Source organism: Streptomyces sp. NPDC057438 (genome assembly GCF_042802995.1).
GTDB lineage: Bacteria > Actinomycetota > Actinomycetes > Streptomycetales > Streptomycetaceae > Streptomyces.
This window is the reverse complement of record NZ_JBHVDD010000112.1, coordinates 1-26,696: the sequence shown is the minus strand read 5'-3', so window position 1 is coordinate 26,696 and position 26,696 is coordinate 1. Positions and strand designations below refer to the sequence as shown.

Annotated in this window: 18 protein-coding genes and 2 tRNA genes; 9 read left to right on the top strand and 11 right to left on the bottom strand. The window is 72.3% G+C overall.

Features of this window, described 5'->3' with window-relative positions:
* Positions 1 to 3,614 (bottom strand): type I polyketide synthase (locus ACFU5F_RS37865; RefSeq protein WP_383897627.1); only part of this gene is annotated, 3,614 nt, incomplete at its 3' end.
* Positions 3,615 to 3,885: 271 nt separating this feature from the next.
* Here ACFU5F_RS37865 and ACFU5F_RS37860 point away from each other — a divergent pair.
* The 3 genes from ACFU5F_RS37860 (at position 3,886) to ACFU5F_RS37850 (ending at position 8,802) form a co-directional block, all read left to right on the top strand.
* Complete coding sequence (locus ACFU5F_RS37860; RefSeq protein WP_383897626.1) at positions 3,886 to 4,848, top strand: ACP S-malonyltransferase; 963 nt, start codon at positions 3,886 to 3,888, stop codon at positions 4,846 to 4,848.
* A complete protein-coding gene (locus tag ACFU5F_RS37855) occupies positions 4,845 to 5,951 on the top strand; it encodes an arylcarboxylate reductase (protein ID WP_383897625.1) in 1,107 nt (368 codons plus the stop codon). The genes ACFU5F_RS37860 and ACFU5F_RS37855 overlap by 4 nt, the downstream gene beginning before the upstream one ends.
* 85 nt (positions 5,952 to 6,036) lie before the next feature.
* Positions 6,037 to 8,802: an AAA family ATPase gene (locus ACFU5F_RS37850; protein ID WP_383897623.1), complete on the top strand. Its 2,766-nt coding sequence runs from the start codon at positions 6,037 to 6,039 to the stop codon at positions 8,800 to 8,802.
* Between the two features lie 98 nt (positions 8,803 to 8,900).
* Here ACFU5F_RS37850 and ACFU5F_RS37845 read toward each other — a convergent pair.
* The 8 genes from ACFU5F_RS37845 to ACFU5F_RS37810 all read right to left on the bottom strand — a co-directional run bounded on the left by ACFU5F_RS37845 (position 8,901) and on the right by ACFU5F_RS37810 (position 19,966).
* A tRNA-Pro gene (locus ACFU5F_RS37845) sits at positions 8,901 to 8,974 on the bottom strand.
* Between the two features lie 46 nt (positions 8,975 to 9,020).
* Positions 9,021 to 10,271, bottom strand: a complete 1,251-nt coding sequence (locus ACFU5F_RS37840) for an FxsB family cyclophane-forming radical SAM/SPASM peptide maturase (protein WP_383897622.1) — start codon at positions 10,269 to 10,271, stop codon at positions 9,021 to 9,023.
* Positions 10,271 to 10,483, bottom strand: a complete 213-nt coding sequence (locus ACFU5F_RS37835; RefSeq protein ID WP_383897620.1) for a hypothetical protein — start codon at positions 10,481 to 10,483, stop codon at positions 10,271 to 10,273. The genes ACFU5F_RS37840 and ACFU5F_RS37835 overlap by 1 nt, the downstream gene beginning before the upstream one ends.
* Before the next feature lie 180 nt (positions 10,484 to 10,663).
* Positions 10,664 to 14,623 carry an FxSxx-COOH system tetratricopeptide repeat protein gene (fxsT, locus tag ACFU5F_RS37830; RefSeq protein WP_383897618.1) on the bottom strand — a complete coding sequence of 1,320 codons (3,960 nt, stop codon included), beginning with the start codon at positions 14,621 to 14,623 and terminating at the stop codon, positions 10,664 to 10,666.
* 30 nt (positions 14,624 to 14,653) lie between these two features.
* The gene (locus ACFU5F_RS37825) at positions 14,654 to 15,862 is read right to left on the bottom strand and encodes a TIR-like protein FxsC (protein WP_383897616.1); all 1,209 of its coding nucleotides are present in this window, start codon (positions 15,860 to 15,862) and stop codon (positions 14,654 to 14,656) included.
* A 208-nt stretch (positions 15,863 to 16,070) separates the two neighbouring features.
* The gene (locus ACFU5F_RS37820; RefSeq protein WP_383897615.1) at positions 16,071 to 17,138 is read right to left on the bottom strand and encodes a maleylacetate reductase; all 1,068 of its coding nucleotides are present in this window, start codon (positions 17,136 to 17,138) and stop codon (positions 16,071 to 16,073) included.
* Entirely contained in the window at positions 17,138 to 18,106 is a 969-nt protein-coding gene (locus ACFU5F_RS37815; RefSeq protein WP_383897613.1) for a dioxygenase, read from the bottom strand. Before ACFU5F_RS37815 ends, ACFU5F_RS37820 begins: the two co-directional genes overlap by 1 nt.
* 90 nt (positions 18,107 to 18,196) lie before the next feature.
* Complete coding sequence (locus ACFU5F_RS37810; protein WP_383897612.1) at positions 18,197 to 19,966, bottom strand: FAD-dependent oxidoreductase; 1,770 nt, start codon at positions 19,964 to 19,966, stop codon at positions 18,197 to 18,199.
* Between the two features lie 228 nt (positions 19,967 to 20,194).
* Here ACFU5F_RS37810 and ACFU5F_RS37805 point away from each other — a divergent pair, with 228 nt between their 5' ends.
* The gene (locus ACFU5F_RS37805) at positions 20,195 to 22,120 is read left to right on the top strand and encodes a sigma-54-dependent Fis family transcriptional regulator (protein WP_383897610.1); all 1,926 of its coding nucleotides are present in this window, start codon (positions 20,195 to 20,197) and stop codon (positions 22,118 to 22,120) included.
* 151 nt (positions 22,121 to 22,271) lie between these two features.
* A complete protein-coding gene (locus ACFU5F_RS37800) occupies positions 22,272 to 23,105 on the top strand; it encodes a class II glutamine amidotransferase (RefSeq protein ID WP_383897609.1) in 834 nt (277 codons plus the stop codon).
* Positions 23,106 to 23,222: 117 nt separating this feature from the next.
* On the opposite strand, the gene ACFU5F_RS37795 is transcribed toward ACFU5F_RS37800, so the two are convergent.
* Positions 23,223 to 23,296 (bottom strand) — tRNA-Pro (locus ACFU5F_RS37795).
* Positions 23,297 to 23,395: 99 nt separating this feature from the next.
* On the opposite strand from ACFU5F_RS37795, the gene ACFU5F_RS37790 reads away from it, so the two are divergent.
* The gene (locus tag ACFU5F_RS37790) at positions 23,396 to 23,950 is read left to right on the top strand and encodes a DUF309 domain-containing protein (protein ID WP_383897608.1); all 555 of its coding nucleotides are present in this window, start codon (positions 23,396 to 23,398) and stop codon (positions 23,948 to 23,950) included.
* A gap of 46 nt (positions 23,951 to 23,996) precedes the next feature.
* Here ACFU5F_RS37790 and ACFU5F_RS37785 read toward each other — a convergent pair whose 3' ends face one another.
* Positions 23,997 to 24,770, bottom strand: coding sequence for a sulfite exporter TauE/SafE family protein (locus ACFU5F_RS37785; RefSeq protein ID WP_383897606.1), 774 nt, complete (start codon positions 24,768 to 24,770; stop codon positions 23,997 to 23,999).
* 196 nt (positions 24,771 to 24,966) lie between these two features.
* Between ACFU5F_RS37785 and ACFU5F_RS37780 the strand changes: the two genes are divergently transcribed.
* From ACFU5F_RS37780 to ACFU5F_RS37770, 3 genes are read left to right on the top strand one after another with little or no spacing between them, the layout of a single operon-like run.
* Positions 24,967 to 25,776 carry an alpha/beta hydrolase gene (locus tag ACFU5F_RS37780; RefSeq protein WP_383897604.1) on the top strand — a complete coding sequence of 270 codons (810 nt, stop codon included), beginning with the start codon at positions 24,967 to 24,969 and terminating at the stop codon, positions 25,774 to 25,776.
* Between the two features lie 53 nt (positions 25,777 to 25,829).
* Complete coding sequence (locus ACFU5F_RS37775; RefSeq protein ID WP_383897602.1) at positions 25,830 to 26,129, top strand: WhiB family transcriptional regulator; 300 nt, start codon at positions 25,830 to 25,832, stop codon at positions 26,127 to 26,129.
* Positions 26,126 to 26,608 carry a Dps family protein gene (locus ACFU5F_RS37770; protein WP_383897600.1) on the top strand — a complete coding sequence of 161 codons (483 nt, stop codon included), beginning with the start codon at positions 26,126 to 26,128 and terminating at the stop codon, positions 26,606 to 26,608. The genes ACFU5F_RS37775 and ACFU5F_RS37770 overlap by 4 nt, the downstream gene beginning before the upstream one ends.
* The last annotated feature ends 88 nt before the right edge of the window (positions 26,609 to 26,696 follow it).

The following is a 26,696-nucleotide window of genomic DNA, read 5'->3' as shown; positions in this document are numbered from 1 at the left end:
ACCGCCAGATGCACCGCCACCAACGACGACGAACACGCCGTGTCCACCGTCACCGCAGGACCCTCGAGCCCCAACGAAAACGCCACCCGACCCGACAGCACACTCGCGGCACCACCGGTCAGCCGGCGTCCCTCGGAGGAGTCGGGCAGCCTGGCGCCGCTGTCGGAGTCACGGAAGGTGAAGGTGCCGGCGAAGACTCCGGTGCGGCTGCCCCGCAACGCGTGCGGATCGATACCGGCCGACTCCACCGCCTCCCACGACGCCTCCAGCAACAACCGCTGCTGCGGATCCATCGCCAACGCCTCACGCGGCGAGATCCCGAAGAACTCCGCATCGAACTCCGCCGCATCATGCAAGAACCCGCCATGCCGCGTATAAGACGTCCCCGGCCGATCCGGATCCGGATCGAACAACCCCTCCACATCCCAGCCCCGGTCCACCGGAAACCCCGACACACCGTCCCGCCCCTCGACCACCAACTCCCACAACCCCGCAGGCGACACCACCCCACCCGGCAACCGACACGACATCCCCACCACCGCCACCGGCTCCCCCACACCCGCCTGGAGCAGAGCCTGCGGGCCCGGCGTGCCGTCGTCCGGTGTGTCGCCGTCCGCCGCGTTCCCCAGGTACCGGATCAGGGCCTCGGGGGTCGGGTGGTCGTAGATCAGGGTGCTGGGCAGGCGGGTGCCGGTGGATCCGCTGAGGAGGTCGCTCAGTTCGACGCCCATGAGGGAGCTGAAACCGAGTTCCTTGAAGGAGGTGTCGATCCGCACGGCGTCGGGCGAGCCGTGGCCGAGGACGCGGGCCACGTGTGCGCGCACCAGTTCCGCCGGTTCGGGTCGGCGGTCGCCGGGCGCGGCCACGTGGGCCATGTCGGGCTCCGGCGACGGGAGTCGGGGTGCGGCCGAGCCCTGCGGGAGCGGTGTGCCGGGTGTGCCGAGCCAGTACCGCTGCCGTTGGAAGGCGTAGGTGGGCAGGGCGACGCGGCGTGCTCGCGGGCAGGCGAGAAGCTGGTTCAGGGCTCCGGTGGCGCCGCCCACGTGCAGCTGCGCGAGTGCCGTGTAGAGGGTGGCCCCTTCGTCGCGGTCCCCCCGCACGGCGGGGACGAAGACCTGGCCTGCGCCGTCGGGCGCGCAGTCGCGGGCCATGGTGGAGAGCACCGCGTCCGGCCCGATCTCCAGGTGGTGGACGATGCCGCGGGCGTGCAGCGTCCTGACCCCGTCGAGGAAGCGGACCGCGTCGCGGGCGTGGCGGACCCAGTGGCCGGGAGAGCGCAGTTCGTCCTCGGTGGCGGTGCGGCCGGTCAGGTTGGATACCACGGGGAGGTGCGGTGTGCGGTAGGTGAGGCTCTCGGCGACCTGGCGGAACTCGTCGAGCATGCCGTCCATGTGGGGCGAGTGGAAGGCGTGGCTCACCCGCAGTCGCCTGGTCCTGCGGCCGCGGTCGCGCCAGCGTCCGGCGAGTCGGAGCACGGCGCCCTCGTCGCCGGAGAGCACGGTCGAGGCCGGTCCGTTGAGCGCGGCCACGGCGACCCGGCCGGCGAAACCGGCAAGGTCGGGGCGGAGTTCCTCCTCGGACGCCTGGACCGAGACCATCGCGCCGCCGCCCGGCAGTCCGTCCATCAGACGCCCTCGGGCCGCGACGAGCGCACAGGCGTCCGCCAGGTCCAGTACGCCTGCCGCGTGTGCCGCTACCAGTTCGCCGACGGAGTGGCCCAGTACGGCGTCCGGTGTCAGTCCCCCGTGTTCGAGCAGCCGGTAGAGCGCGGTCTCGAAGGCGAAGAGGGCCGGCTGGGTGTAGCCGGTCCGGTCGAGCAGGGCCGCGTCGGGGGTGCCGCCGCTGTCGAGGACGAGGTCCCGCAGCGGCCGGTCGAGGTGGCGGTCCATTTCCTCGCACGCCGCGTCGAAGGCGTGCGCGAAGACGGGGAAGGTGGCGTGCAGTGCCGCGCCCATACCGGGCCGTTGGCTGCCCTGCCCGGTGAACAGGAACGCGAGGCCGCCCTCGCGTGCGGTGCCCTCCACCACGCGCGGCGCGGGGCGGCCTTCGGCCAGGGCCTCGATCGAGGCGAGGAGGTCGTCACGATCGGTGGCGAGGGCGACCGCGCGTCGCGCGAAGTGGGTACGGGTCGTGGCGCAGGAGTACGCGATCTCGCCGGGCCCGAGTTCGGGGCGTTCGGCGAGATGGCCGAGCAGGCGTGCCGCCTGGGCGCGCAGGGCGGGCTCGTCGCGGCCGGAGAGGGCGACGAGGGCGGGCAGCGGGGCGTACGACGGGTCGGGGGCGGCGGCGGGTGTGCCGCGGCCGCACCAGTCCGACAGCACCAGGTGGCAGTTGGTGCCGCCCATCCCGAACGAGCTCACCCCCGCCGTCCTCGGCAGGTCGTCGTACGGCCAGGGCGCGAGTTCTCGCTGGACCGTCAGGTTGAGGCGGTCCAGGGGCACCGAGGGGGGTGGGGCGGTGAAGTTGAGGCTGGGCGGAAGTGCCTGGTACTCGATGGACAGGATGACCTTGAGCAGGCCCACGACACCGGCGGCGGCCTCCAGATGGCCGACGTTGGTCTTGGCGGAGCCGACGGCCAGGGGCCTGCCGGGCGTCCGCGTGGTACCGAGGGCCGCGCCGAGTGCCGCGGCCTCGACGGGGTCGCCGGCCTTCGTCCCGGTGCCGTGCAGTTCGACGTACTGCACCTGGTCGGGGCGGGTCCCGGCGCGCCGGTGGGCGAGCCGGATCACCTCGCGCTGGGCGCTCTCGTCGGGGACGGTCAGCCCGGAGGAGGCGTTGCCGGCGTTGTTCACGGCGCCGCCGAGGATCAGGCAGCGGATGCGGTCGTCGTCGGCCATGGCCCGGTCGAGGGTCTTGAGGACGACCAGGGCTCCGCCCTCGCCGCGTACATAGCCGTTGGCGCGTTCGTCGAAGGTGTGGCATCGCCCGTCCGGCGAGAGGGCGCCGGAGCCGGCGGCGACGAGCGCGCCGTCCAGGGCGAGGTTGAGGTTGACGCCCCCCGCCAGGGCGGTCGTGCAGTCGCCCGCGCGCAGGCTCTCGCAGGCCAGTTGGACGGCGACCAGGGAAGAGGACTGCCCGCTGTCGACGGTCTGGCTCGGCCCCCGCAGGGCGAGGGCGTGGGAGAGCCGGTTGGCGATCATGGTGCGCTGGGTGCCGACGGCCGTGTGCCGGGTGATGCCGGCGGCGCCCAGGCGGGCGCGCAGGATCGCGTAGTCGTCCGCGGCGGCGCCGACGAAGACGGCGGTCGGGCTGTCGGCCAGGGAGCCGGGGACGATGCCCGCGTGTTCCAGGGCCTCCCAGCCGAGTTCCAGCACGAGGCGCTGCTGGGGGTCCATGGCGGTGGCCTCGCGCGGGGAGATCCCGAAGAAGGAGGCGTCGAAGAGGTCGGCCCGTTCGAGGAATCCGCCCCACCGCACCCGTTCGGCGTCCGGTGCCGCGCCGGCCGACGCGATCGCGTCGGCGTCCCAGCGGTCGAGCGGTGCCTCCGTGATGGAGTGCCGCCCCGTCGCGAGCAGACGCCAGAAGGTCTCCGGGTCGGGCGCGCCGGGCAGTCGGCAGGAGTATCCGACGACCGCAATCGGCGTGCGGGGATCGTCGTCGTCCTGATTCGACATTTCTTCCACTTCAGACTTCCCGGCCGACCGGGCAAGGGGAATTACTCGGGCCACGGAAGAACTCTGGCAGCCCCGCATATCGTTTCGATAGCGCGGCCCGCGACATCCGCCGATGGCTCGAATCAGGGACAGATGACCCTTTCCGCAAGGCCGGGTGATGGGTACGGTAGCTGCGCATCAGCGGTCTCGACGGCCCTGTCGTGCAGTTGGCGCACCGAGAGCACCATGTCCTGTTCACGCCTTTTTTGTTCGAGATACACGGGAGACACTTATGGCATTGGGCTTTCTGTTCGGCGGCGGAGTGGGTACGGAAGTGCACGGCCTGGAGATGTACCGGGCCCATCCCGTGATGCGGGAGCTGTACGAGCAGGTCTCGGAGTGGACGGGTCTCACGGTGGGCCAGATCCTGGAGGAGGAGCTGCCAGAGCCGCAGGAGGAGCGGCAGAGCGCCGGGACGATCCGCGAGACGGCGCTGGCCCTCGGCATCCACGACGCGCTGGCGGAGCAGGGGCTCAGCCCGGCGGTGCTCGGTGGACTGAGCCTCGGCGCCATGACGGCGAGCTGTCTGGCCGGCTCGATCGGGCGGCGGGAGCTGTTCGAGATGCTGGCGCACGCCCGTCACACCCCCGAACTGCCCGCCGACGAGCCGGAGCAGGGCCTCGCGCTGGCGTTCGCGCCGGCCGAGGGCGACCTGGTGGCCGCGTACCGGGGCGAGGGCCGGGCCGGGGTGCATCTGTCCGGGGACTTCGGGCCGACGGCCGACGGGGCGATGCGGATCCTGATGCTGTCGGGCGAGCGGAAGGCGCTGGACGCGCTGGCGGGAGACCTTCCGCCGGGCACCGTCGCCCCCCTGCCGGACCGGCCGATCGCCGTGCACTCGCCGCTGCGCGGTCATTTCCGCGAGTTCATGGCGCCGTACCTCGACGCGATGCCGTTCAAGGCGCCCGAACTGCCGCTGGTCTCCTGCCTGGAGCGCAAGACCCTGACCACGGCGGAGGACGTACGGGATCTGTTCGACCGGAACCCCACGGATCCGATCAGCCTGGTGGACGTCTGCGACGAGATGAAGGACCAGGGCGTGCGCCTCGGCCTCATCATGGGCGGTTCGATCCCGGACGGCATCCTCAGGTTCCCGTTCCCGGTGGTCCACGTCGACAAGCCCGAACACATCCAGCAGGTGCTGACCAGCGTGTACGAGTTCGGCATAGAACTTTCACCGGTGCGGGCCCGGTGAGCGCGCCGCCTGCCGAGCTGTCGCCCACCGAGCGGGGTACGGAGTGCGACGCGCTGATCGACGACTGGCTCGGAACCGACCTCGACGCGTGGACGCGGAAGGTGGTGGCGCGGCACTTCCACCCGGAGACCGGCAGCCCGTACTGGCTGCGGCGCGCCGCGGGACTGGGCTTCGACGCGCGGGACATCACCCGCTATGACCAGCTCACGGCGTTCGGCCCGTTTCCGGTGGACATCCTGCGCTCCCAGGACCCGGCGGACCTGGTGCCGCTCGACGTGCCGCGCCCGCTGACCGGCCGCGTCTGGGACACCGGCGGTACGACCGGCACGCCCTGCCGGCTGTTCTACACGCCCGCCATGCTGCTGCACCGGGGCGCGTGGCGCCGCTGGTCCTTCGTCACCGAGGGGTTCGCCCGGGGGCGGACCTGGCTCCAGGCGACCCCCACGGGCCCGCACCTGATCGGCAACGGCATGTGGGAGGTGTCGGACCTGTACGCCGGGCAGGTGTACGGGGTCGACATGGACCCGCGCTGGGTCAAGCGGCTCATCCGGGCCGGCCGGCTGGCGGACGCGACCGAGTACACCGCCCATCTGCTGGAGCAGGTCGCCGACGTCCTCGCCCACGGCCGGATCGACTACCTCAACACCACGCCCGCGCTCTTCCAGGCGCTGGTGCGCCGCCATCCCGAACTGGTCGCACCGATGCGGGGGGTGCGGCTGAGCGGCACGCAGCTGAGCCCGGACATGTATCGGGACTTCATGGCCGCGATGGACGACGGCATCTGCGGTCGCAGCTACGGCAACACCTTCGGCAACGCGGCGGGGCTGCCCGTGGAGCAGAACGCGGAACTCATGCCCTATGTTCCGAATTACCCGCAGGTGACGATGAATGTCGTGCGCAAAGAGGACTGGTCAACCGCAGTGGAATACGGCACTGTAGGACAGGTTCGACTGACCGTGCTGCACGAAGACCTGTTCCTTCCCAACATCCTCGAACGCGACCAGGCACTGCGTTACGACACCGGTTCCGGGTGGCCGTCCGACGGAGTCGCGAACGTGACTCCGCTGCAGACCACTTCGTCGGCTCCCGAGGGGCTCTACTAAAGGCTCCGCAACGAAACTTGAAATCTCCGGAAATCTACTCGCGTTTTTACGAATAGAATTCCGACGTGCCGCAAAGAGTACATGCATGATACTGATCGACCGCGAAGACGAACTGTGCGCGTTACACGATTTCCTCTCGGGAAGCCGCCAGGGCAAGGGACACGTCGTCCTCGTGAGTGGCTCCGCGGGCATCGGCAAGTCGGAGTTGCTCTATGCCTTCGCCGAGGAGGCGTCCGCGACCGGTTCCGAGGTCCTGCGAGCCGTGGGCAGGGAAGAGGAGCGCGACGTCCCGTTCGGTATCGTCCATCAACTCGTCCGGGACCTCTCACTGCCCGCCCCGCTCCGTACGCGGATGACCGAGCTGGAGACCGGTCTCGCCGCCGATCCGTCCGCCCGTCATGAGTCGGCCGCCCTGCAGGCCCATGTCGCCCGCGGCCTGTGCCGGACGCTGCTGCACGCGGCCGGGGCGGGCGGCCTGGTGCTCTGCGTCGACGACATCCACCACGCCGACTCCGCCTCCCTGAACTGTCTGCTGCACCTGCTCCCGCACACCAGATCCGCCCCTGTGATGCTGGTGTTCAGCCGCCCGGACAGTGCCCGCCGCTGCCCTCCGCTGTTGAGCGCCGAACTGCTCCGCCATCCCTTCTACCGGCGCGTCCGGCTGTCTCCCCTGTCTCTGGAGGGCACGACCGAGCTGACGGCGAGGGCCCTGGGCACACAGGAGGCCCAGGCCCGCGGTTCGGTCTACCACTCCCTCGGCGGAGGCAATCCGCTGCTGGTCCGCGCCCTGCTGAGGGACCACCGCGACCGGCCGGCCGACGGTGACGCCGAGCCCGAAGTGCCGTCCGCCGGCGAGGAGTTCACCCAGGCGGTGCTCGCCTGTCTGCACGGCCGGGAGCCGCACGTCCTCGGTGTGGCCCGCGCGATGGCGGTGCTGGACTCCTGCTCCTCCCCCGACCGCATAGGCCGCCTGCTCCGACTCGACCCGTCCTCGGTGGCCGACGCGCTGAGACATGTGGAGGCCGCCGGGCTCGTCGCGGGCGGCCGTTACCGTCATCCGGCGGCGCGCTCGGCCGTCCTGGACGACATCCCCTGGGGCGCGCTCCGGAGACTGCGCCTCGACGTCGCGGAGTTGCTCCACCACGAGGGGCTGCCGACGTCCACGGTCGCGCGGCATCTCGTCGCCGTCCGACACGTGCCAACGTGCTGGGCCGTCCCGGTGCTGATGGACGCCTCCGAGCACGCGCGCCGCAGCGGCGACGTCGGCTTCGCCCTGGAATGCCTGGAACTGGCGCTCTCCGGCTCCGACGACGTGCGGGAGCGGGCGCTCACCTCGATGATGCTCGCGCGACTGGAGTGGCAGCTCAATCCCTCCACGGTGGCCCCCCGTCTGGGGCCGCTGTCCGAAGCGCTGCTGACGGGCGTCCTGCCCGCCGAACTGACCGTGCCGCTCTCCCGTGCCCTGCTGTGGCACGGGCGCTCCGACGAGGCCGCCGAGTTGATCCGCACGCTGGGCCCGAAGGCCCCGGGCCCCCACGGCCTGTTCCCGGAGACCCGGGAGTGGCTGCGGAACCGTTACCCCACGATGGTGTCCCTCCTGCCCACCGCCGAGGACGGTCCGGGCATCCGCGACGGCAGGGAACCCGCGGCCGCCCGGCCCGTCCTGCTCGCCGAGACCGTCCTCGGCTCGACGCTGCGCAACGGCGGCGACGAGTCCAGCGCCCGGAGCGCCGAACAGGTGCTGCGCTCCTGCGGCCTGGACGAGGGCAACCTGTACGCGCTGGAGTCCGCGCTGCTCGCTCTCGTCTACGCGGACCGGCTCGGCCAGGCCTCCCTCTGGTCGGCCAGACTCCTGCGGGAAGCCACCCTGCGGCAGGCGCCCACCTGGCAGGCGAAGCTCACCGCGATCCGCGCCGAACTGGCCCTGCGGCAGGGCGATCTGAACGAGGCGTGCGCGCTCGCCCGCAGGGCCATGACCCACCTCTCGCCCCGCAGTTGGGGAGTCGCCGTCGGCGCGCCCCTGAGCACGCTCGTCCTGGCGGCGACCGCCATGGGGGCGGCCGACGTCGCCGAGGAGTATCTGCGGCACTCGGTACCGGAGGCCATCTCCGAGTCCCGGTACGGCCTGCAGTATCTCTACGCCCGGGGCCAGCACCATCTGGCCACCAACCAGGTGCACGCCGCCCTGGACGACTTTCTGCGCTGCGGCGACCGGGCCCGCGCCTGGGACATGGACCTGCCCGCCTTCCTGCCCTGGCGCAGCGGCGCGGCTGCCGCCCATCTGCGCCTCGGGCAGCGGGACCAGGTCCGCCGGCTCGCGGAGGCGGAGCTGGCCCGCCCCGGCAGCGCCAAATCCCGCAGCCGCGGCGTCGCCATGTGCCTGCTCGCCGAGATCGCCGAACCGCGGCGCCGGACGAGTCTGCTGCTGGAGGCCGTCAGTGTGCTGCGGCTCGCCGGGGACAGACTCGAACTGGCCCGGGCACTGGCCGCGTTGAGCTCGGCGCAGCGCGCGATCGGCGAGGCCGATCAGGCACGGCGGACCCTGTACCAGGCGCTGCACCTGGCCGATGTCTGCGGCGCCGAACATCTGCAACCCTCCCTGCAGCTGCGCGGCAGGGAGGGGACTCCGGCCGACCCGGCCGCCACTCCACGCGATCCCCTCAGCGCGGCGGAGCGACGCGTCGCGTCCCTGGCCGCCCTGGGCAACTCCAACCGCGAGATCGCCGACCAACTGTGCGTCACGATCAGCACGGTGGAGCAGCATCTGACCCGCGTGTACCGCAAGCTCAACGTCACCAGGCGCGCGGACCTCCCCAGCGAGTTCCAGACCCTGGCCGTCGGTTCCATCTGAGCGACCGTGCCGCCGTCCCCAGAACGGGCGGATGAAGCCGAGAACGCTCAAGAGCCGGTTTCGGAGATCTCCGAAACCGGCCCTGTGACTGTCTCCAGTCGGGACGACAGGATTTGAACCTGCGACCCCTTGACCCCCAGTCAAGTGCGCTACCAAGCTGCGCCACGTCCCGTCGCGCGGTCCACATGTCGTCCGTGAACGCGCAGGCAAACCCTACCCTACCTACCCCTGACGTCCAGCTCGGGCAAGCCCCGCGGCGTCCCGGCGAGGTCGGCGCGGACGCGGGCGCGGATGTGCAGGGTCAGGGCGGCCAGGTCGGCGCAGTAGACGGAGGGGTTGCGAAAACCGCTCCCGGAGGCGTACCGGTGGGCGAAGAGACCGCCCCCGCAGACCGCGAGCACCGGGCAGCGTCCGCAGACGGGCCCCAACCCCGAGGCACCGGACTGGCGTTGCCGGATCCGCGGCTGGTCGAGGACGTCGTCGAAACCGTGGCGGAAGACGTCCAGTCCCGTCTCCGGCGCGCCGTCGTAGGCGACCTTCAGGGAGTCGGACTGCTCGATGGAGCCGTCGGTCTCGACCACCGCCAGGGTCACCGGGGCCAGCCCCACCGACTCGGTGCGCATCGTCCCTCCGAGGACGCCCGCCATCAGCTCCTCGAAGAGCCGGACACCCGTCTCCCGTACGGGGGCGTCGTACCAGCGGTCGAAGACGCGTCGCAGCCAGTCGGCGTACGGAGTGCCGTCCCGCCGGTCCGTCGCGCCGTGCGCGGACACCGGCGGGTCGGCGGGAATCCGGCCGCGCCGCTGCGCGAGGCCGGGGGGCGGTGTGTCCCACGTGCCGTGCGGCAGCAGCAGGTCGACGCGCGGGGGGCCTGCGGCCAGCAGGGCCTCATAGGTGTCGACGGGGTCGTCGGCCAGGTCGATCGTGCACAACAGGCCCGCGTACAGCGGGCGGTACGGGGGCGCTCCCAGGCGGGCGAGTCCCTCCGTCACCAGCCGGTGGCTGCCCCCGCCCCCGGGGAAGCGCCGGTGCCGGTCGTGGCCCGCCCGCGTGCCGTCGAGGCTGACGCTGACGCCCACCCGGTGCCGCAGGAGCACGTCCAGGACGTCGGGGGTGAGCAGCACCCCGTTGGTCTGCGCCGAGAAGCGGACGGGCACCCCGGCCTCCTCCAGGCGCCGACCGAGGATCCCGAGCAGTTCCTCCAGCCGCCCGGCCCCGAGGAGCAGCGGCTCCCCGCCGTGCAGCACGATCCGGACGTCCGGCAGACCGTGGGCGGTGGCGTGCTCGGCGATGCGCAGGGCCACCTGCTCGGCCACCGCCGTCTCCATCAGGCGGGGCTTTTCGCGCCAGCTGGTGTCGGCGGAGTGGTAGACGTAGCAGTAGTCGCAGTCCAGGTTGCAGCGGCTGTGCACCTTGAGGACGAACTGCCGCAGGAACGCCAGGGGCGCGGGGCCCGGCGCGGAGGTCATCACCTCAGCGTTTCGCTCGGCAGCGAGGACTCGAACTCGGCCGGATACGTGACGTCCGGATGCGCGGCCTCCAGGGCGAGGCGGCGCAGCAGATGACCGAGAGCGCTGGTCTCGGTCACGGCGCCGGGGCGGTCCTCGGCAGGTCCGGTCGGGCGCGCGCGGTGGGGGGCGCGGTCCTCGGACGTGTCCGGCGAGGACAGGAAGGGTGACACCGCACTCCTAGGGGCCATGCTGACACGGGGCGTCCGCCCGGCGGGACATGCCCGTAGCGGTGAGCGGAGAATAGCAGCGGAGCAAAGAAAAACGGCAGGAAGCAACACAAAGCGGCGCCGGGAACAACCGCGCCGCAGGGGCCGGGATCTCGCGCGCTCGTACCGTTCCGTGACACGGGATCAGAAAGTGAAGGGTGGCTCGATGTCCGCGTCCAGACGCACCCCGCTGTCCACCGCCTCGTAGGTCGGGTGGTCCACTCCCAGAGTCTGGGCGGCGAGTTGCAGAGCCTCACTGTAGTGCTCCTCCGACTCGTCCGTGACACCAGCCCCCGCGAGATCCACGGACAGGTTGGACCGCAGGGTGATGACGTCGTAGTGGTCCGCCCCCAGGGTCTCCAACACCCCGGCGAGCGCCTCGCGTTCGAGGGCGATCGCGGCCTCGGGCTCACCGGTGTCGACGAGACAGTTGGCGTAGTTGATCGTCGCGTCCAGGGTGTAGGGGTGCCGTTCGCCGAGGGTGTCGGTCAGGGCTCTGAGGGCTCGCTCGGAGGTGGCGCGGGCGGCGGCCGCGTGGCCGCCGAGGCGCAGGTAGATCGCCAGGTTGTTCTGACATCCCAGCGTGTAGGGGTGCGTCTCGCCCAGGGTCTGCCGCTGGCGGGCCAGGATGTGGTCGGCGTGGTCGCGGGCGCTGTCGACATCGCCCAGGGCCGCGAGGACGTTGGCCAGGTCGGCGCGGGCGGCCAGGGTGTCCGGATGGTCGCGGCCGCGGTCCTCGGCGTACATGAGGTGGACGGAGGCGACGAGGTCGCGGGCCTCCTCGTAGCGGCCGGCCCGGCGCAGCGCCACCGCGTGGTTGCGCTGGGTGGACAGGGTCTGGGCGTGCCTCTTGCCGAGCCGCTCCCACAGCACCTGGCAGGTCTCCTCCAGGATGTCGAGCGCGGTCCGGAGGTCACCGGTCTCGCGCAGGTCGCGGGCGTAGTTGGAGGCCGCGCTGAGCGTGTAGATGTCGGTCGGGCCCTTGAGGTCGAGCCGGTCGCGGTACACCCTCCGGTGGATCTCCAGCGCCGCGCGGCGGTCCCCGCACAGGTACTCCGAGACGCCGAGGTTGCTGGCGTGCATGGACAGCCGCAGGTCCTCGGGCGGCCAGACCCGTTTGCTGGCCTCGTAGGTGGCGCGGTCCCACTCCCGGGCCTCGTCGTACCGGCCGAGGGCGTTGAGGTCGGCGGCCACGTTGGCGGCCGCGATGAGCGTACGGCGGCGGCCGGGGCCCACGAGGGCGGCCATCCGCCGGTGGACGTCGAGGTCGTTGTCGTAGGCCTCGCGCGAGACGCCCTGGGAGCGCAGGATGTTGCCGAGCTGGGTGCGCAGGAGGAGTACCTGGTTGTCGTCCGGGCCCAGGCGTGCCGTCCACTCCGCGAGGACGCGTTCGGCGGTGTCCCGCCCGGACGACAGCAGGTTGCGGCGCCACAGGCAGCGCACCGTGTCGATGATCCACTGCTGTACCTCCGGGTCGTCGCTGCGCGCCGCCCGGCTCGGCCACAGATGCGACAGCAGTTGTGCGTAGCGCGGCCAGCTCTCCGGCGCGCCGGGCGTCTTGGGGTTGCCGGCGGCGAGCGCGGAGTGCACCACCGCGCGCAGTTGCAGGCGCCGCTCCACGGGCAGCGAGTGGCGGATCTCGGCCTGCACCAGGCGGTGGACGACAATGGTGCCCTCCTCCGGGTCCGCCTGGGCCAGCCCGAACCGGTTGATCTCCTGGAAGACCTCGCTGATGGTCACCTCGTCCCGGGGTTCGTCCTCCTCCAGCGTGAGCGCGTCCATCAGGGAACGGGTGTACAGCAGGTCCATCGGGATGGGGTCGGCTCCGAAGAAGGAACAGATCTCCAACAGGTCGGCCGCCGCAGGGCTGTTGGACCGGATCTCCTCCAACGACACCAGCCAGCCGGCCATCTCCAGCGATCGCTTCTCCGTGCGCTTGAGGAGTTCCGTCGCATGGGTGCGCAGCAGCCGCAGATACCGGTCGACGGGCATGGCCGTGGCGCTCAGCCACACCGCGGCCTGGTGGACGGCGAGCGGCAGATCGCCCAGTTCGTGGGCGATCTGCTGGGCGCTGTCCGGGTCGAGGCCGGGATTGCGCCGGCCGAGGAGTGCCACGCTCTCGGACCGTTCGAACACCTCGACCGGCAGCACGTTCCCGGCTTCCTCCCAGGTACGGTCGCGGGAGGTGACGAGCACGTGGCCGCCGCGCGCGGTGTCGGCGGGCAGCCATTCGGCCGTCTCGCCCGGGGAACCCGCGCTGTCGAAGACGAGCAGCCAGCTGCGGTACGGCGTCCCGCTCGCCAGCGCCCTGAGCACCCGCCCGGCCGTGAGCGCGGTGTCCTCCCCGTGCTCGATGCCGAGTTGGGGAGCCAGCCGGGCCAACTCTCCCGGGATGACCGTCGGTTCGGCGGCCGGCACCCACCACACCACGTCGTAGGAGCCGCGGAACCGGTAGGTGTACTCCAGCGCGGTCTGCGTCTTGCCCACGCCGCCGAGTCCCACCAGCACCTGGGGCGTGGACGGTCCCGCGGCCGCGGTGAACCGGTCCCGCAGCTCGTGCAGCAGCGCGTTCCGGCCGGTGAAGCCGGTGTTCCTCGGCTGCAGCGACTCGACGGCCGGGTTGGTGCCGGGATAGCGCGGGGGCTCCGGTGGCAACGGTGCGCCCGCGCCGCGTGCCGGGGTGGGCGCCGAGGGCGGCGGGCCGACGCTCTGCCGCAGCCGTCGTACGGCGTTCACCGCACCGAGGTGGGCGACGCTGGGGGCGGCCGCGAGGTCGAAGGGGGGCTCCAGGGCCCGTTCGCCGCCGTGGACGCGGACGGCGACGAGTTCGGGCGCCAGGGACCGCTCCCGGCCCGCCAGCGCCCGCCACAGCGCCGCGGACTGTGGCGCGGCCGCGTACTCCGCGGACAGCAGGACGAGGATCCTGCCCTCCTCCGCCAGGGCACGGACCACTTCCGGGGCGGTCTCGCCCGGCCTGGTGGCGGTGACGTCGTGGAGCGTGACGCGGAATCCGGCGGACTCCAGGTGCCAGGCGGCCCACTCCGCCCAGATCCGGTCCTCGGGCGCGTGGCTGACGAACAGACAGGCGCTGACGGCCCGGCTCTTGTTCATGTACGCGGTGAGCAGCCGCTGCCGCTCCTCGTCCGGCAGGGGCACCCCGCGACGGACCTCGCCGTCGGTGAGCCAGTCCGTCAGACGTTCGCAGGCCTTCAGCACCGTGCCTTCCTGCAGGGGCCGGTCACCGACGGGCGCGACGATCTCCTCGTAGGCGTAGAAGGTCTTGTACGGGATCTCCACATCGCCCCAGTACCGCTCGACGCTGCCTTCGTCCAGCCACGTCAGATGGCCGCCGAAGACCTCCCGGGCGCGGTCGCGGCTGATCTCCAGCCGCTCCCGCTCCGCGTCCTCGACCCGCATCGGCACCGGCAGCAGCCGGATCGGCCGCCGGGAGCCCTTCGTCACGGCACGGGCCACGTGGGCGGAGCCGCGCATGTTCTGCACGTTGTAGACGAAGCCCAGGACGAGGGTGTCGGGGAGCAGGACCGTGCAGATACCCGAGCTGTCGGTGACGCCCGTGCGGCTGTCTATCAGGACGTAGTCGTAGCGGGCGGCCATTTCCTCGCGCAGCTCCAGCAGGAACGATCCGCCGCCGAGCCGTTCGTAGAAGGCGTGCCAGTCGAAGGAGGTCACGGAGTCCGAGTAGGCGGCGTTCTGCCGCCCGGCGGGCAGGAAGTCCAGCCGTCCGCCGCTCGCGAACCGCAGGTCGAGGCCGACCACGTACGGGGTCAGGTCCAGTGTCCGGCGGAACCAGTCGTCGTCCTGCGGGGCCTCCTCACGGCCGGGCAGGAGAACGGCCTGCTGGTAGGCGCGCAGCAGGTCGATCAGCCCGTCGGTGTCGCGCAGTTCGGGGTCGGTGAGCAGCGGGTGGAAGTAGCTGTGCAGGCCCGGAGCCTCCAGGTCCCAGTCGACGGCCAGGACGCGTTTGCCCCGGCTGGCCAGGATCCACGCCACGTTCGCCAGGGCCATGGTGCGGCCGACGCCGCCCTTGAACGAGTAGAACGTGACGACCTGGCCTCGGCCGTCCGGTGCGCTGGACATGCTCATCCGGTCTCCTGGGCAGTCGTGTCGGGCGGGTCAGAGCCGGGGCATCGACGGCGGTGTCCGGCCCGGCGGCAGGCGACGGACCTGGCCGCTGGCGGCGATCCGGTTCTGGGTCACGGTCACGGCCCGGGACAGCGTGTCGTCGAAGTCGTGCTGGTCCACGGGGGCCCAGAACACCGGATCGTGATGGTCGTTGCGGCGCATCCAGTTGCGCTCGAAGACCTCCTGGACCGCGTCCCACAGGGCCTCGTTGTCGGCGCCCGACTCGCTGTCGTGCTCGTGGCAGGGCACGAGGACCGCGGTCGTCGGGTGGTGCAGCGTGTCGTACCGGCGCAGTGCCTCCCGGTACGGGTCCTCACGCGCCGACCAGGCGTCGACCAGCAGCACGCACACCTGGTTGAGGTGGCGGGCCCGGTTGAGCCGGCGGATCAGCTGAGGGCTCACCGCCTCGACGCTCGTGGTGTGCCCGTCACCGGTGATGACCCGGGTCGCCCGCTCCACGACGGACGGGACCCGCGGTGGGCTGTAGGGCGCCCACGTCCAGGGAGCCTCCCCGTAGTAGGCGGTGTGCGAACGGCCCAGCGGGGGCTGCTCCTTGGTGCAGGCGGCCACGAAGATCCTCACATGGCCCGCGAGTTCGGGCGTCTCGCCGACCGGAAAGCAGCCCCGGACCGCCGAGAGGTCGAAGGCGGGCGGCTCGTCGACCGGCAGGTTGAAGAAGTCCGCCGCCTTGCGCACCCGGCGGGCCACCTCCTCGACCACGTGCCGGTACGCGCGCCCGCCGGGGTCGGACTGCATCAGCTGCAGCAGCCCGTACCTGAGGTACTCCTCCCCCAGTCCCGGTTCGGTGTACTGGACGGCCTTGACCGCGGCGGGCATCCTGCGCTGCGACACGGGCTCCCAGAGCACCGGGACCAGAGCCCGCGGCTGCACCGAGGTCATCTCGTGGTACCGCTGCACGCGCGCCGCGAAGTGGGTCCACTCCTTGCCGCAGTACTCACTGCGGAAGTACGCCGGCGAGTAGAGCGCGACCATCGCCCTGCACGCTCCGGCGGCACGGCTCAGCTCCAGCAGCCAGTCGTCGCCGAGCATGATGTTCTCGACGTCACGGAAGGTGGGCTGGCGGGCCGACACGGCGCCCGGGAGGGCGAGGGCGTCGAGCAGGTCGGTGTAGAACCGTCCCACGTACGCCGCCCGGTCGTCCCGCCTGGCGTAACTGAGAAAGAAATACGGCTGATCCAAGGCGCCCCCCAGCATGCCGGACCGCACCGACGGCATCGGGGTCCTACCCTGCCGCCGCCGATCTCAGACATGGGGGCGACCATCGAGTGAACGCTCGACGACCGTGACGCGGCCGGCACGCCGGGGGCGCCGGGTACCGAGAAGCGGAAGGCGGCCGGACGCCGGTCCGGGCCACGAAAACGCGGACCTCTCGCGTGGTGATCCTGCGTCAGGACCACACCGGCGGGCGGGTGCCCTCGTGCGCCGCCTCCAGGATCGCCAGGGCGTCCGCCGCGGTGACCCGGCGCGGGTTGGGGTACGCCTGTCCCGTCACCTCGGCCGCCGCGCGGTCCAGGTCGGCCCGGTCGAGGCCGAGCGCGGCCAGCGAGCGGGGCGCTCCGAGGCTGCCCGTCAGGTCCCACAGGGCCTGGGCGGCGTCGTCGGCGTTCAGGGCGCGGCCCAGTGCCGTCATGGCGTCGGGCGCGGCCGGCGCGTTGTACGCGAGGACGTACGGCAGGACGACCGTGTGGGTCTCGGCGTGCGGGAGGCCGAAGGTGCCGCCGAGGACGTGGCAGAGCTTGTGGTGCAGGCCCATGGTGGTCGCCCCGAGCGCGGTCCCGCAGAGCCAGGCGCCGTAGAGGGCCCGGCCGCGTGCCGCCCTGTCCCCGGGGGCGGCCGCCACCGCGGGAAGTGCCTCCGCCATGGCGCGGACACCCTCCTGCGCCGTCAGCGACACCAGGGGCGAGGCGTCCGGCGCGTACAGGGCCTCGACGGCGTGGGCGACCGCGTTGACCCCGCTGGTCACGGAGAGGGCGACGGGGAGGGAGAGGGTGAGCTCGGCGTCGTAGACGACACTGCGCGGCAGGACCGACGCGGCCCGGCCGGTGCGCTTGGCACCGTTCTCGGTCAGTCCCCAGACCGGGGTCATCTCGGAGCCGGAGTACGTCGACGGCACGGCGATCAGCGGCAGTTCGGTGCGCAGCGCGATCGCCTTGCCCAGTCCGATCGCCGAGCCGCCGCCGACGGCCACGCAGCCGTCCGCGCCCACGTCCCGCGCCGCCCGGACCGCCTGGTCGGCCACCTCCACCGGTACGTGCTGGCGGGCCTCGGTGAACAGTCCTGCGCGGGCGCCGCGGAGCGAGTCGGCGACCGCGCGGGCCGTCTCGGCGCCCCTCGGGCCGCACACCACCAACAGCCGCCGCAGACCCAGCCGTTCGGCCTCTCCCGCCACCGCCGTCACCGCGGCGCCGGGACGCATCACGACCCGCATCGGCTGTGCCTCGTACTCGAACTCCATCACACACGCCCCGGGTTGTCCGTGCCGGACGTTTCCCTCGGGCCGAGAACGAGGTCGAACCGGGCGTGCCGGAACGGGTTCGGGATGCCGAACCGCTGGGCCAGGGCAGGGTCGTCGGTCTCCGTGAAGTCCTGGACGAGGCTCTCCTTCACGGCGAAGACGGCGTCCGAGTCGAGGTGGTCGCTGCCGGCCACGAAGATGTGGGTGGTGACCGGGGTGTGTCCCTCGGCCGAGGCGATGAAGTGGATGTGGGCCGGGCGGTACGGGTGCCGGGAGGTCGCCCGGAGGAGGTCGCCGACCGGGCCGTCCGTGGGGATGGGGTACGGACTGGGGACGCAGGTGCGGAACCAGAAACGGCCCTCGGCGTCCGCCGTGAACAGTCCGCGGCCGTTGCCCGGCGGCTGGACGTCGGGCTGCTGCACGTCGTAGTAGCCCTCGGCGTCCGCCTGCCAGACGTCGAGGACCGCGCCGGGCAGCGCGGTGCCGTCCCTCGACAGCACACGCCCGCTGATCACGCACGGCTCCCCGCCGCCGACCAGGTCGATGTCCGCGCCGAGTTCCCGGACCGGGGACTCGGTCATGTGGAACGGGCCGAGGACCGTCGACTCGGTCACGCCACCGCGCCCCTCGCTCCCGCCCCACTCCTCCTTCTCGTTCTCCTTCGCGTTCTCGTGGCGCTCGTCCTTCTCGTCCCGCCCCTCGCTGTTGATCGTCTCGACCAGCATCGACACGCCGAGGACGTCCGACAGGAGGACGAACTCCTGCCGGGTGTCCGTACAGGCCCGCCCGGTCGCCGTCAGATACGCGATCCCCTGCTCCCACTCGGCCATCGTGGGCTCGGTCTCGCGGACGAAGGCGTGCAGGTGACGGGTGAGGGCGGCGAGCAGTTCGCGCAGGCGCGGGTCGGCCGTGCCCTCGAAGCTGTCGACGACCGCCTCGGTGATCCGGGTGGTGAATTCGGTGCTCATGCCCCACTCCTCCGACTGTTCACGCGACTCCGCCCCGGCGGAGCCGACTGCTGTTCCCCGCACGCGACCCGCGCCCCGGGGACCTCCGGCTCAGGCACGCCCGAGGATGCGCCGCACCGCCCGGGTCAGCAACCGCTCGGCGTCCAGCGGGGACACGGCCGCCCGCGCGTGCCGGAAGGCGACGTACCCGTCCGGCCGTACGAGGAGGGCTCCGCCGTCGGCGATCTCGCTGAGCCGCGCCCAGTCGCCGTACGGGTCCTCGTACTCCTGGCCGGGGCCTATGACGGCGGTGGCGATCTCCAGCAGGTCCTGGGCGCCGGCGGCCCGGACCCAGTCGGCGCCGCCGATACCGGTGAGCAGCGTGAACCGGCCCTTGCCGACGGTGTCGAGCGTGGACAGGGTACGGGTTCCGGCGGTGATCCAGGCGTGCGGCAGCTTGGCGCCCGGGCGGGAGGTGGGCTGGTGGTACAGCTCGGGGTCGCGGTCGAAGCCGGGCTCGGGGGTGCCGTCCGGGACGACGGCCACGGAGGTCTCGGCGGAGTACCGCTGGTTCAGCTCGACGCCGTGGGCGTTGAACTCGTACACCTTGAACCCGATCGCCTCGCGGAGCTTCGCCCGCTGCTTCTCGGCCGCCTCGGTGTCGTCCTTGCGGGCGGCGATGTTGGCCCACAGCTGCTCGGGGGTCTGCGGGGAGAGCCCGTCGAGCGCCTCGAAGACGGGGGCGGTCTCGCCGATGGACTTGTTGGCGCGGGTGACGATCTGCTTGCCGATCGGGGCGCGTTCGGCGGTGTAGCTGTCGAGGAGCGCGGGGGCCGCGGTGCCGTCGAGGACGAGCTTGAGCTTCCAGGCCAGGTTGTAGGCGTCCTGGATGGAGGTGTTGGAGCCGAGGCCGTTGGACGGCGGGTGGCGGTGCGTGGCGTCGCCGGCGCAGAAGACCCGCCCGCTGGAGTAGGTCTCCGCGTACATCTCGTTGACGGTCCAGGCCGAGGAGGACTTGATGGTCACCGGGATCTCGTCGTCACCGACCAGCCTGCGGACGACCGACTCGGCGTACTCGGTGGTCAGGTCGGGGGCTCCCGCGGTGACGTCGTAGCCCCAGACGATCAGCCACTCGTCCCAGGGCCGGACGCACCGGACCAGGCCCGCGCCGATCCCGCCGACGGTGGCACCGGGGGCCAGCACCCAGTAGAGGGTGGACGGGCGGTGCGCGGTGTACTTCGTCAGGTCGGCGCCGAAGACGATGTTGATGCTCCCGGCCACCCCCATCTGGCCGCCCATCGGCAGGCCCGCGTCCTCGGCCACCTGGGACCGGCCACCGTCGGCGCCGATGAGGTACTTGGCACGGATGGTGTACTCGTCGCCGCGCAGCCGGTCCTCGACCGTGACCGTGACACCCTCGTCGTCCTGGACGAAGGACTTGTAGACGGTGCTGAAGCGCAGGTTGGTGCCCCGCGCCACCGCCGCGTCGACGAGGACGGGCTCCATGAGGTGCTGCGGCATGTCGCACATCCGGGTGGGGCTGGCCAGCTCGTGCGCGGCCTGGACGAGCGGGTCGTTGCCCCAGGAGCGGACCCGGCCCAGCTCCTCCCCGGCGAGGCTGGTGCAGAAGGTCGTGTCGCCCATCAGCTGCTGCGGCGTGGCCCTCGCGACCACCTCGTCCTCGACGCCGAGGTCGCGCAGCACCTCCATGGTGCGCTGGTTGGTGATGTGGGCCCGGGGCGTCTCGGCGAGACGCGCGTAGCGGGTGACCACGATGTTGGGGACGCCGTACGTACTCAGGGCGAGCGCGGCGGAGGCGCCCGCGGGGCCACTGCCGACGATCAGTACGTCGGTCACGACATCCGGTTCCACGGTGTTCACGAGAGACGCTCCAGGGGGTGAGGACGAGCACCGGCGGTCATGATCATGGAGGGCTGCGCGGGAGCGTGGGTGTCTCAATACGAGACAGTGCGCGCGGCTTGCCGGACGGCCGCAGTCCGGGGTACGGCGACGGGCCGCGCCCCTCCGGGCGGCGGTGCGGGCCGACCTGACGGAGTCGCCCGGGTGGACGTCATCTCTTCGATCTCGCCGGGTACCGTCAGTGGTGTCGTGACTACCGCGGAGCGCCTACCCGTCCACCCTGCCCTGGAATCGCTGGGCAGGGCCCGCGCGTTGTTCCTGGCGGGGCGCCAACTGCCGGACGGTGTACCGGAGGAGATCGTCGCCGCCTGGCGGCGCGCCCGGTTCCTCGGCCTGCGGCACGACGTGCCGGGTCCTGCGGCCGCCGCGCCACGCGACACGGTACGACGGGAGGGGTACCACCTGCTGGCCGCCGCGCGGCCGGTGCTCGAACGACTGGCCCCCGTCGTGGGCACCGGACGGGCGGCGCTCCTGCTGACCGACGAACGGCTGCGGGTGCTGTGGGCGACCGGGCGCGCGCCGGGCGCTCGGTGCCGCGAGGATTTCTCCGAGCAGGTGGCGGGCAACAACAGCGCGGCACTCGCACTGCGCACCCGGCGTCGCGCCGAGGTGCACGGTCCGGAGCACTTCCTCGATCTGTGGCAGGACGTGTCGGCGGTCAGCGTGCCCGTGCTCGCGCCGGATACCGGGCGGGCCGTGGGCACGGTGACGGTCACCACCGCACTGTGCGCCGACCGCGCCCCGCATCCCTGGGCGTCCCTCGCGGAGGCCGCGGCCGGTTCCGTCGAGGCGGAACTGCTGGCACGGTCACGGCCGGCCGAGCGGATTCTGCTGGACGCCTATCTGCGGGCCTCGCGGGAGCGGCGGCGGGCGGTCGTCGCCCTGGACGGCCGCAACCGACTGGTCAGCGAGGCCGCGGGGAGGCTGCTGTCACCGGAGGGGCTGGACGCGCTGGAGCGAAGCGTGGTCGCGCTGTTGCGGGACGGGGCCGGTGAAGGGGCCGGGGCCGGCGAGGAAGGACTGCCGGCGGCGGACCGCCCGGGTTCGGCGGGGTCGGGAGCGGTGGCGGCCGGGGCCGGTCCGGGAACGGGCGCGGCACGGCCCGGTACCGGGTGGGCGTCCGACACGGGGTCCGAGGCTGTCACAGGGACCACCGTGCCCGCGCCCGCTCCGGCGTACGTGACCACCGGCGCGCCGGGCTCGTACCGCGTGCGCCTGCCGGACGGTGAGCGGTGTTCGGCGAAGGTGTCCCCGGTGGCGCACCGGGGGTCGGTCATCGGGGCGGTGGCCGTGCTGGAGCCGCTGGGAGCCGGTACCGCGGTGCCGCTCGAGCGGGGGGCCGTGGCGCTGGCCGGGCGTTCGGTGCCCTGGCGGCACGCGGTGGGCCGGGCGACGGAGCTGGCCCGGTCGCCCGAGCCGTTGCTGCTCGTCGGCGAACGGGGCACCGGGAAGACCGCGCTGGCCCGTGAACTGACCCCCGAACTGCTGGTCGTCGACGCGGCGGAGGGCGAACTCGGTTCTGTGCTGCATGCGTTGAGGGAAGGCCACGCGCTCCTCATCCGCCATGTGGAGCGTCTCGCGCAGCCCGACATCGCGACTCTCAACTCGCTCCTCGCATCGCGGCCGGGGACACCGCTGCTGGCCACGTACACGCCCGGCACACCGCCCGGTCCCTGCCTCCAGCGCCTCCTGGACCGGCTGGCCGCCCGCTCGGTCACGCTGCCCGCGCTGCGCGAACGGCCGGAGGACGTCAGGGATCTACTGACGGCCGTGGCCCCGAAGCCGGAACCCGGTCAGCCTCCGCTGACCTGGACCCTGGACGCCCTGCGTGCCCTGGAGCGGCATCCGTGGCCCGGCAATGTCACCGAACTCGTCCATCTGGTGAGGGCGTTGGCCGAACAGCGGCGTGTGTGCGGGCCCGTTGGCCGCGCCGAACTGCCCGATCCCGTCCGCGAGGGGCCGGCGGCCCGGCGCCTGAGCCCCATGGAGCACGCCGAACGCTCCGCCATACTGGAGGCCCTGCGCCGCAACGGCGGCAACAAGGCCCGTACGGCGGTGTCGCTGGGCATCGCCCGCGCCACGCTGTACAGGAAGCTGCGGGAGTACCGGGGCTGAGCCCTTCGCGCGTCGTGTGGCGATCAACGGGTGGCCGCACGACCATGGGAAGGCCGGTTCACCCGTACGGACCTACTGCCTCACTCACCCTCTTTCACCACGTTCACCCGTGCCGCACCGTCCACCCCGTTCGCCAGGAAGGTGGGAGCCGATGTGCAGGTGGCTCGCCTATTCGGGAACGCCCGTCCTGCTCGACACGATCCTCTACCGGCCGGCGCACTCCCTGATCGACCAGAGCTTGCACTCCAAGCTGGGTGTCGAGACCACCAACGGTGACGGGTTCGGCGTCGGCTGGTACTCGGCCGACCTGGACACCCCCGCGATCTTCCGCGACATCGGTCCGGCGTGGAGCAACCGCAATCTGCGGGAGATCGCCGACCACGTCCGCTCCCCGCTGTTCTTCGCCCACATCCGGGCGTCGACCGGTACCGCGGTGCAGCAGACCAACAGCCACCCCTTCCGTCACGGCCGCTGGATGTGGATGCACAACGGCGCGATCGCCGACTTCCACCGGCTCCGCCGGGACCTCGCCCTGGCCGTCGCCCCGGACCTCTTCGCCGACATCGAGGGGCAGACGGACTCCGAGCTGATGTTCTACCTGGCGCTCACGCTGGGTCTGGAGGAGGACCCTCCGGGCGCGGTCTCGCGGATGGCCGGCCTGGTGGAGCGGGTCGGCCACGAGCACGGGGTTGAGGCCCCGCTGCAGATGACGGTCGCCGTGACGGACGGCGAGGCGCTGTGGGCCTTCCGTTACTCCAGCCAGAAGACGTCGCGCTCGCTGTTCTACAGCACCCGGGTGGACACGTTGCGCGCGCTCCACCCCGACCTGTCGTTCCTGCGGGAGGTCTCCGACGAGACCCGCCTCATCGTCTCCGAGCCCCTGGGCGACATGCCCGGTGCCTGGAACGAGGTCCCCGAGAGCAGCTACGGCGTCGTCCGGCCCGGGGAGGACGTGCTGCGCCCCTTCGCCCCGCAGGCCGCGTAGCCGCACGGTGCGGTCCGGGCGACCACCCGGCCCGGCACTCCGGCACATGCGTCAGAGGCCGTGGCGGAATACTCCGCCACGGCCCCTGATCTGCGACTTCACCACGACTTCGTGAAGTCGGGACGACAGGATTTGAACCTGCGACCCCTTGACCCCCAGTCAAGTGCGCTACCAAGCTGCGCCACGTCCCGGTGCGCTGCCCGCGGTGACCCGCGTGATCGCGCACTGAGAACTTTACCGTACGTCGGCCACTGCCCCGCAGCCGGTGAGGGGCGGGGGACAATCGGGGGATGAGCGGGACAGCGCGGGACGGGACGGCGTCGGGGCGGGACCGGGACGAGGAGGGGCGGGCGCGCAGCGCGCGGCCCCGGGACGGGCTGGGGCGTCCGTTGCCGTACGGGGCGCCGGGGGTCGAGCGGCAGCCGGAGGGGGTGGTGCGGGCTCCGGAGGAGACGGTCGCCGAGGCGCAGGCGCTGCTGGACGCGGGGAAGCCGTTCCACGCCCACGAGGTCTTCGAGGACGCCTGGAAGTCCGGGCCCGACGAGGAGCGCGCGCTGTGGCGGGGCCTCGCCCAGCTCGCGGTGGGCCTCACTCACTCGGCGCGCGGGAACGCCAGGGGCGGGGCCCTGCTGCTGCGGCGCGGGGCCGGGGCCGTGGAGGAGTGGGGCGCCGAGAGCGGGCGGCGGCGGCCCTACGGCGTGGATCTGGCCGGGGTGGGGGCCTGGGCGCGGCGGCTGGCCGGTGTCGTGGAGCGCGACGGCGGTGCGGTGGACGCGGGGGCCTGGGCTCCCCGGTTGCGCGGGGACGGGGCCGGACGGGCGGCGGCTCGTCCAGGGCCTCGGTGACGACAGACGGCGGGGGCGGCCCCTCAGCGCAGGAGTGGCCCGCAGGTCAGCGGAGGAGCAGCTGCAGGCCGCCCACGATGGTCGCCGCGATGACCAGCTGTTCGAACAGCTTCTGGTTGATGCGGTTCACCGCCCACTTGCCGAGGAGGGCACCCGGGACGACGAACAGGGCGAGGGCGGCGTCCAGCAGCAGGGAGTGCGCGTCGATGAGGCCGAGACCGACGCTGAACGGGACCTTGGAGACGTTGACGATGAGGAAGAAGAAGGCCGACGTGCCGAGGAAGCCGAGCTTCCGGAAGCCCGCCGAGAGCAGGTACATCGACATCACGGGCCCGCCGGCGTTGGCGACCATGGTGGTGAAGCCGCCGAGGACACCGTAGGAGCGGGCCTTGACGCGGCCGGCGCGGGTGGTGACGGCGTCGGGTTCGCCGTCGTTGTCGACCGCGCGCCGGCGCCACATCGTGACGGCCGCCATCAGCAGCAGGATCGCGCCGATCGAGGTGCGGACCATCCCGTCGTCGGCCCGGAGCAGGAAGAGCGTGCCGAGGACGACCCCCGCGCCGACCGCCGGGAAGAGCTTCCACAGGGTGGGCCAGTGGGCGTGCCGGCGGTAGGTCAGGACGGCGAGCACGTCCCCGACGATGAGGATCGGGAGCAGGACACCGGTCGAGGCGCGGGCGGGCAGGACGGCCGCGAAGATCGCGAGACTGACCGTGTTGGCACCGCTGACGGCGGTCTTCGAGAAGCCGACGAGCAGGGCCGCGAGGGCGAGGGCCGCGAACTCGGCCGTGGACAGGTGCCAGAGAGTCATCGTGTTCATGCGGAGCCCGATGCTATGCGCACCTATCGGCACGCGACAGGACCGTCTCGCCAGTCGGCCCTGCCCGCGCCCCGGTTCGGGATCCGGGCGGCCGGGCGCCGCCGGGTCCGGGTTTCGCCCCGGTCGGCCCATGGACCATCGTCCGACGGGCTGGCAAGATCCCCCGGGTACCTTCACCGACGTAGTTGGAGGAGTCATGGCCGACTCGCGCGAGCACCGCTTCGCCGGTACGCGGGGCGGTGTCACCGCACGGGAATGGCCGTGCGAGGGCGCGCGGTACGTCGTGCTCCTGGTGCACGGCTACGGGGAGCACATCGGCCGGTACGAGCATGTGGCCGACGCTCTGGTGCGGCACGGCGCTGCGGTGTTCGGCCCCGACCACATGGGGCACGGCAGGTCGGCGGGCGAGCGGGTGCTGATCGAGGACTTCGAGGACGTCGTCGCCGATGTGCGCGCGGTGGACGTACTGGCCAGGGACACTTATCCGGGTCTGCCGGTGGTGCTGATCGGCCATTCGATGGGCGGGCTGATCGCCGCGCGGTACGCCCAGTGCCACGGGGCCGGGCTCGCCGCGGTCGTCCTGTCCGGGCCGCTGATCGGGATCTGGCAGCCGCTGCGGGCGTTGCTCGCCCTTCCGGAGATGCCCGAGGCGCCGCTCGACCCCAAGCTGCTCTCCCGGGACATGGCGGTCGGCGCGGCGTACGCGAACGATCCGCTGGTGTGGCACGGCCCGTTCAAGCGGCCGACGCTGGAGGCGATCGACCGCGGTCTGGAGACGATCTCGAAGGCCGGGCCGGTCGGTGCCCTCCCTCTGCTGTGGCTGCACGGCGACGACGACCGGATCGTGCCGCTGTCCGGCAGCCGTACGGGGATCGAGGAGTTCCGCGGCGCCGAGTGGGCCGAGCGGATCTATCCGGGTGCCCGGCACGAGGTGCTCAACGAGACGAACAAGGCTGAAGTGCTCGCGGACGTCAAGGAGTTCGTGGACGCCGCGCTGGGGCGTTGAGCCGCCGCCGCACACCGCGTTTTCCCCCGTGCGGCCTGGGCACCCGGACCCGCATGGAGTGGTTGCGGAGAGCGGCCTGCGTGGGAGAGGACCCCGAACTGTTCTTCCCCGTGGGCACCACAGGGCCGGCGCTCGACGACGTCGCCGCCGCCAAACGCGTCTGCGCCCGCTGCCCGGTGCGCCGCGAGTGCCTGAACTGGGTGCTCGGCAACGGGCAGACGGCCGGCGTGTGGGGCGGCATGGGCGAGGAGGAACGCACCGAACTGCTCCGCAGAGCCGGGAGTGCCGACGCCGCCCGGTACGAAGCGTTCGCCGGTATGAAGCGTGAAGCGATAGGGAGCACTGCGCAATGACGATGGTGAGGAGCACACTTCCCGAGCCCGCCCGCCGGATCGCGGGCGACGCGCTGCAGGAGAGCCTGGTGGATCTGCTGGGGCTCTCCCTGATCGGGAAGCAGGCCCACTGGAACGTCGTGGGACCGAGGTTCCGTTCGATCCACCTGCAGCTGGACGAGGTGGTGTCCACGGCCCGGACGTTCGCCGATCAGGTCGCCGAGCGCGCGGCGGCGCTCGGCGTGGCCCCGGACGGGCGGCCCGAGACCGTGGCCGCCCGGTTCGCCCTGCAGGGGCCGAAGGACGGCTGGCTGCGGGACACCGAGGTCGTGAAGCTGCTGGTGGAGGCGCTGGAGACGGCGATCGAGCGCCTGCGCGAGCGTATCGAGTCCGTGGAGGAGGCCGACAAGGTCACCCAGGACCTGTTGATCTCCGTCACCTACGAGCTGGAGAAGCAGCGCTGGATGTTCGAGGCCGAGAACTGGCCGCGCGAGGACTGACGGCACCGCGGGCGAGCGGCGGCGGCACGGCGGCCGCCCCCGCCTCCTCCACGACCGCGGGCGGCCCGGGCCCGACACCGTACGGTGT

What these genes read in the sequence shown, in the direction of transcription:
- ACFU5F_RS37860 (WP_383897626.1), top strand. Translation starts at nt 3,886, where the DNA reads ATGGCATTGGGCTTTCTGTTCGGCGGCGGAGTGGGTACGGAAGTGCAC.
- ACFU5F_RS37850 (WP_383897623.1), top strand. Translation starts at nt 6,037, where the DNA reads ATGATACTGATCGACCGCGAAGACGAACTGTGCGCGTTACACGATTTC.
- ACFU5F_RS37840 (WP_383897622.1), bottom strand. Translation starts at nt 10,271, where the DNA reads ATGACCTCCGCGCCGGGCCCCGCGCCCCTGGCGTTCCTGCGGCAGTTC.
- fxsT (WP_383897618.1), bottom strand. Translation starts at nt 14,623, where the DNA reads ATGAGCATGTCCAGCGCACCGGACGGCCGAGGCCAGGTCGTCACGTTC.
- ACFU5F_RS37820 (WP_383897615.1), bottom strand. Translation starts at nt 17,138, where the DNA reads ATGGAGTTCGAGTACGAGGCACAGCCGATGCGGGTCGTGATGCGTCCC.
- ACFU5F_RS37815 (WP_383897613.1), bottom strand. Translation starts at nt 18,106, where the DNA reads ATGAGCACCGAATTCACCACCCGGATCACCGAGGCGGTCGTCGACAGC.
- ACFU5F_RS37800 (WP_383897609.1), top strand. Translation starts at nt 22,272, where the DNA reads ATGTGCAGGTGGCTCGCCTATTCGGGAACGCCCGTCCTGCTCGACACG.
- ACFU5F_RS37790 (WP_383897608.1), top strand. Translation starts at nt 23,396, where the DNA reads ATGAGCGGGACAGCGCGGGACGGGACGGCGTCGGGGCGGGACCGGGAC.
- ACFU5F_RS37785 (WP_383897606.1), bottom strand. Translation starts at nt 24,770, where the DNA reads ATGAACACGATGACTCTCTGGCACCTGTCCACGGCCGAGTTCGCGGCC.
- ACFU5F_RS37780 (WP_383897604.1), top strand. Translation starts at nt 24,967, where the DNA reads ATGGCCGACTCGCGCGAGCACCGCTTCGCCGGTACGCGGGGCGGTGTC.
- ACFU5F_RS37775 (WP_383897602.1), top strand. Translation starts at nt 25,830, where the DNA reads ATGGAGTGGTTGCGGAGAGCGGCCTGCGTGGGAGAGGACCCCGAACTG.
- ACFU5F_RS37770 (WP_383897600.1), top strand. Translation starts at nt 26,126, where the DNA reads ATGACGATGGTGAGGAGCACACTTCCCGAGCCCGCCCGCCGGATCGCG.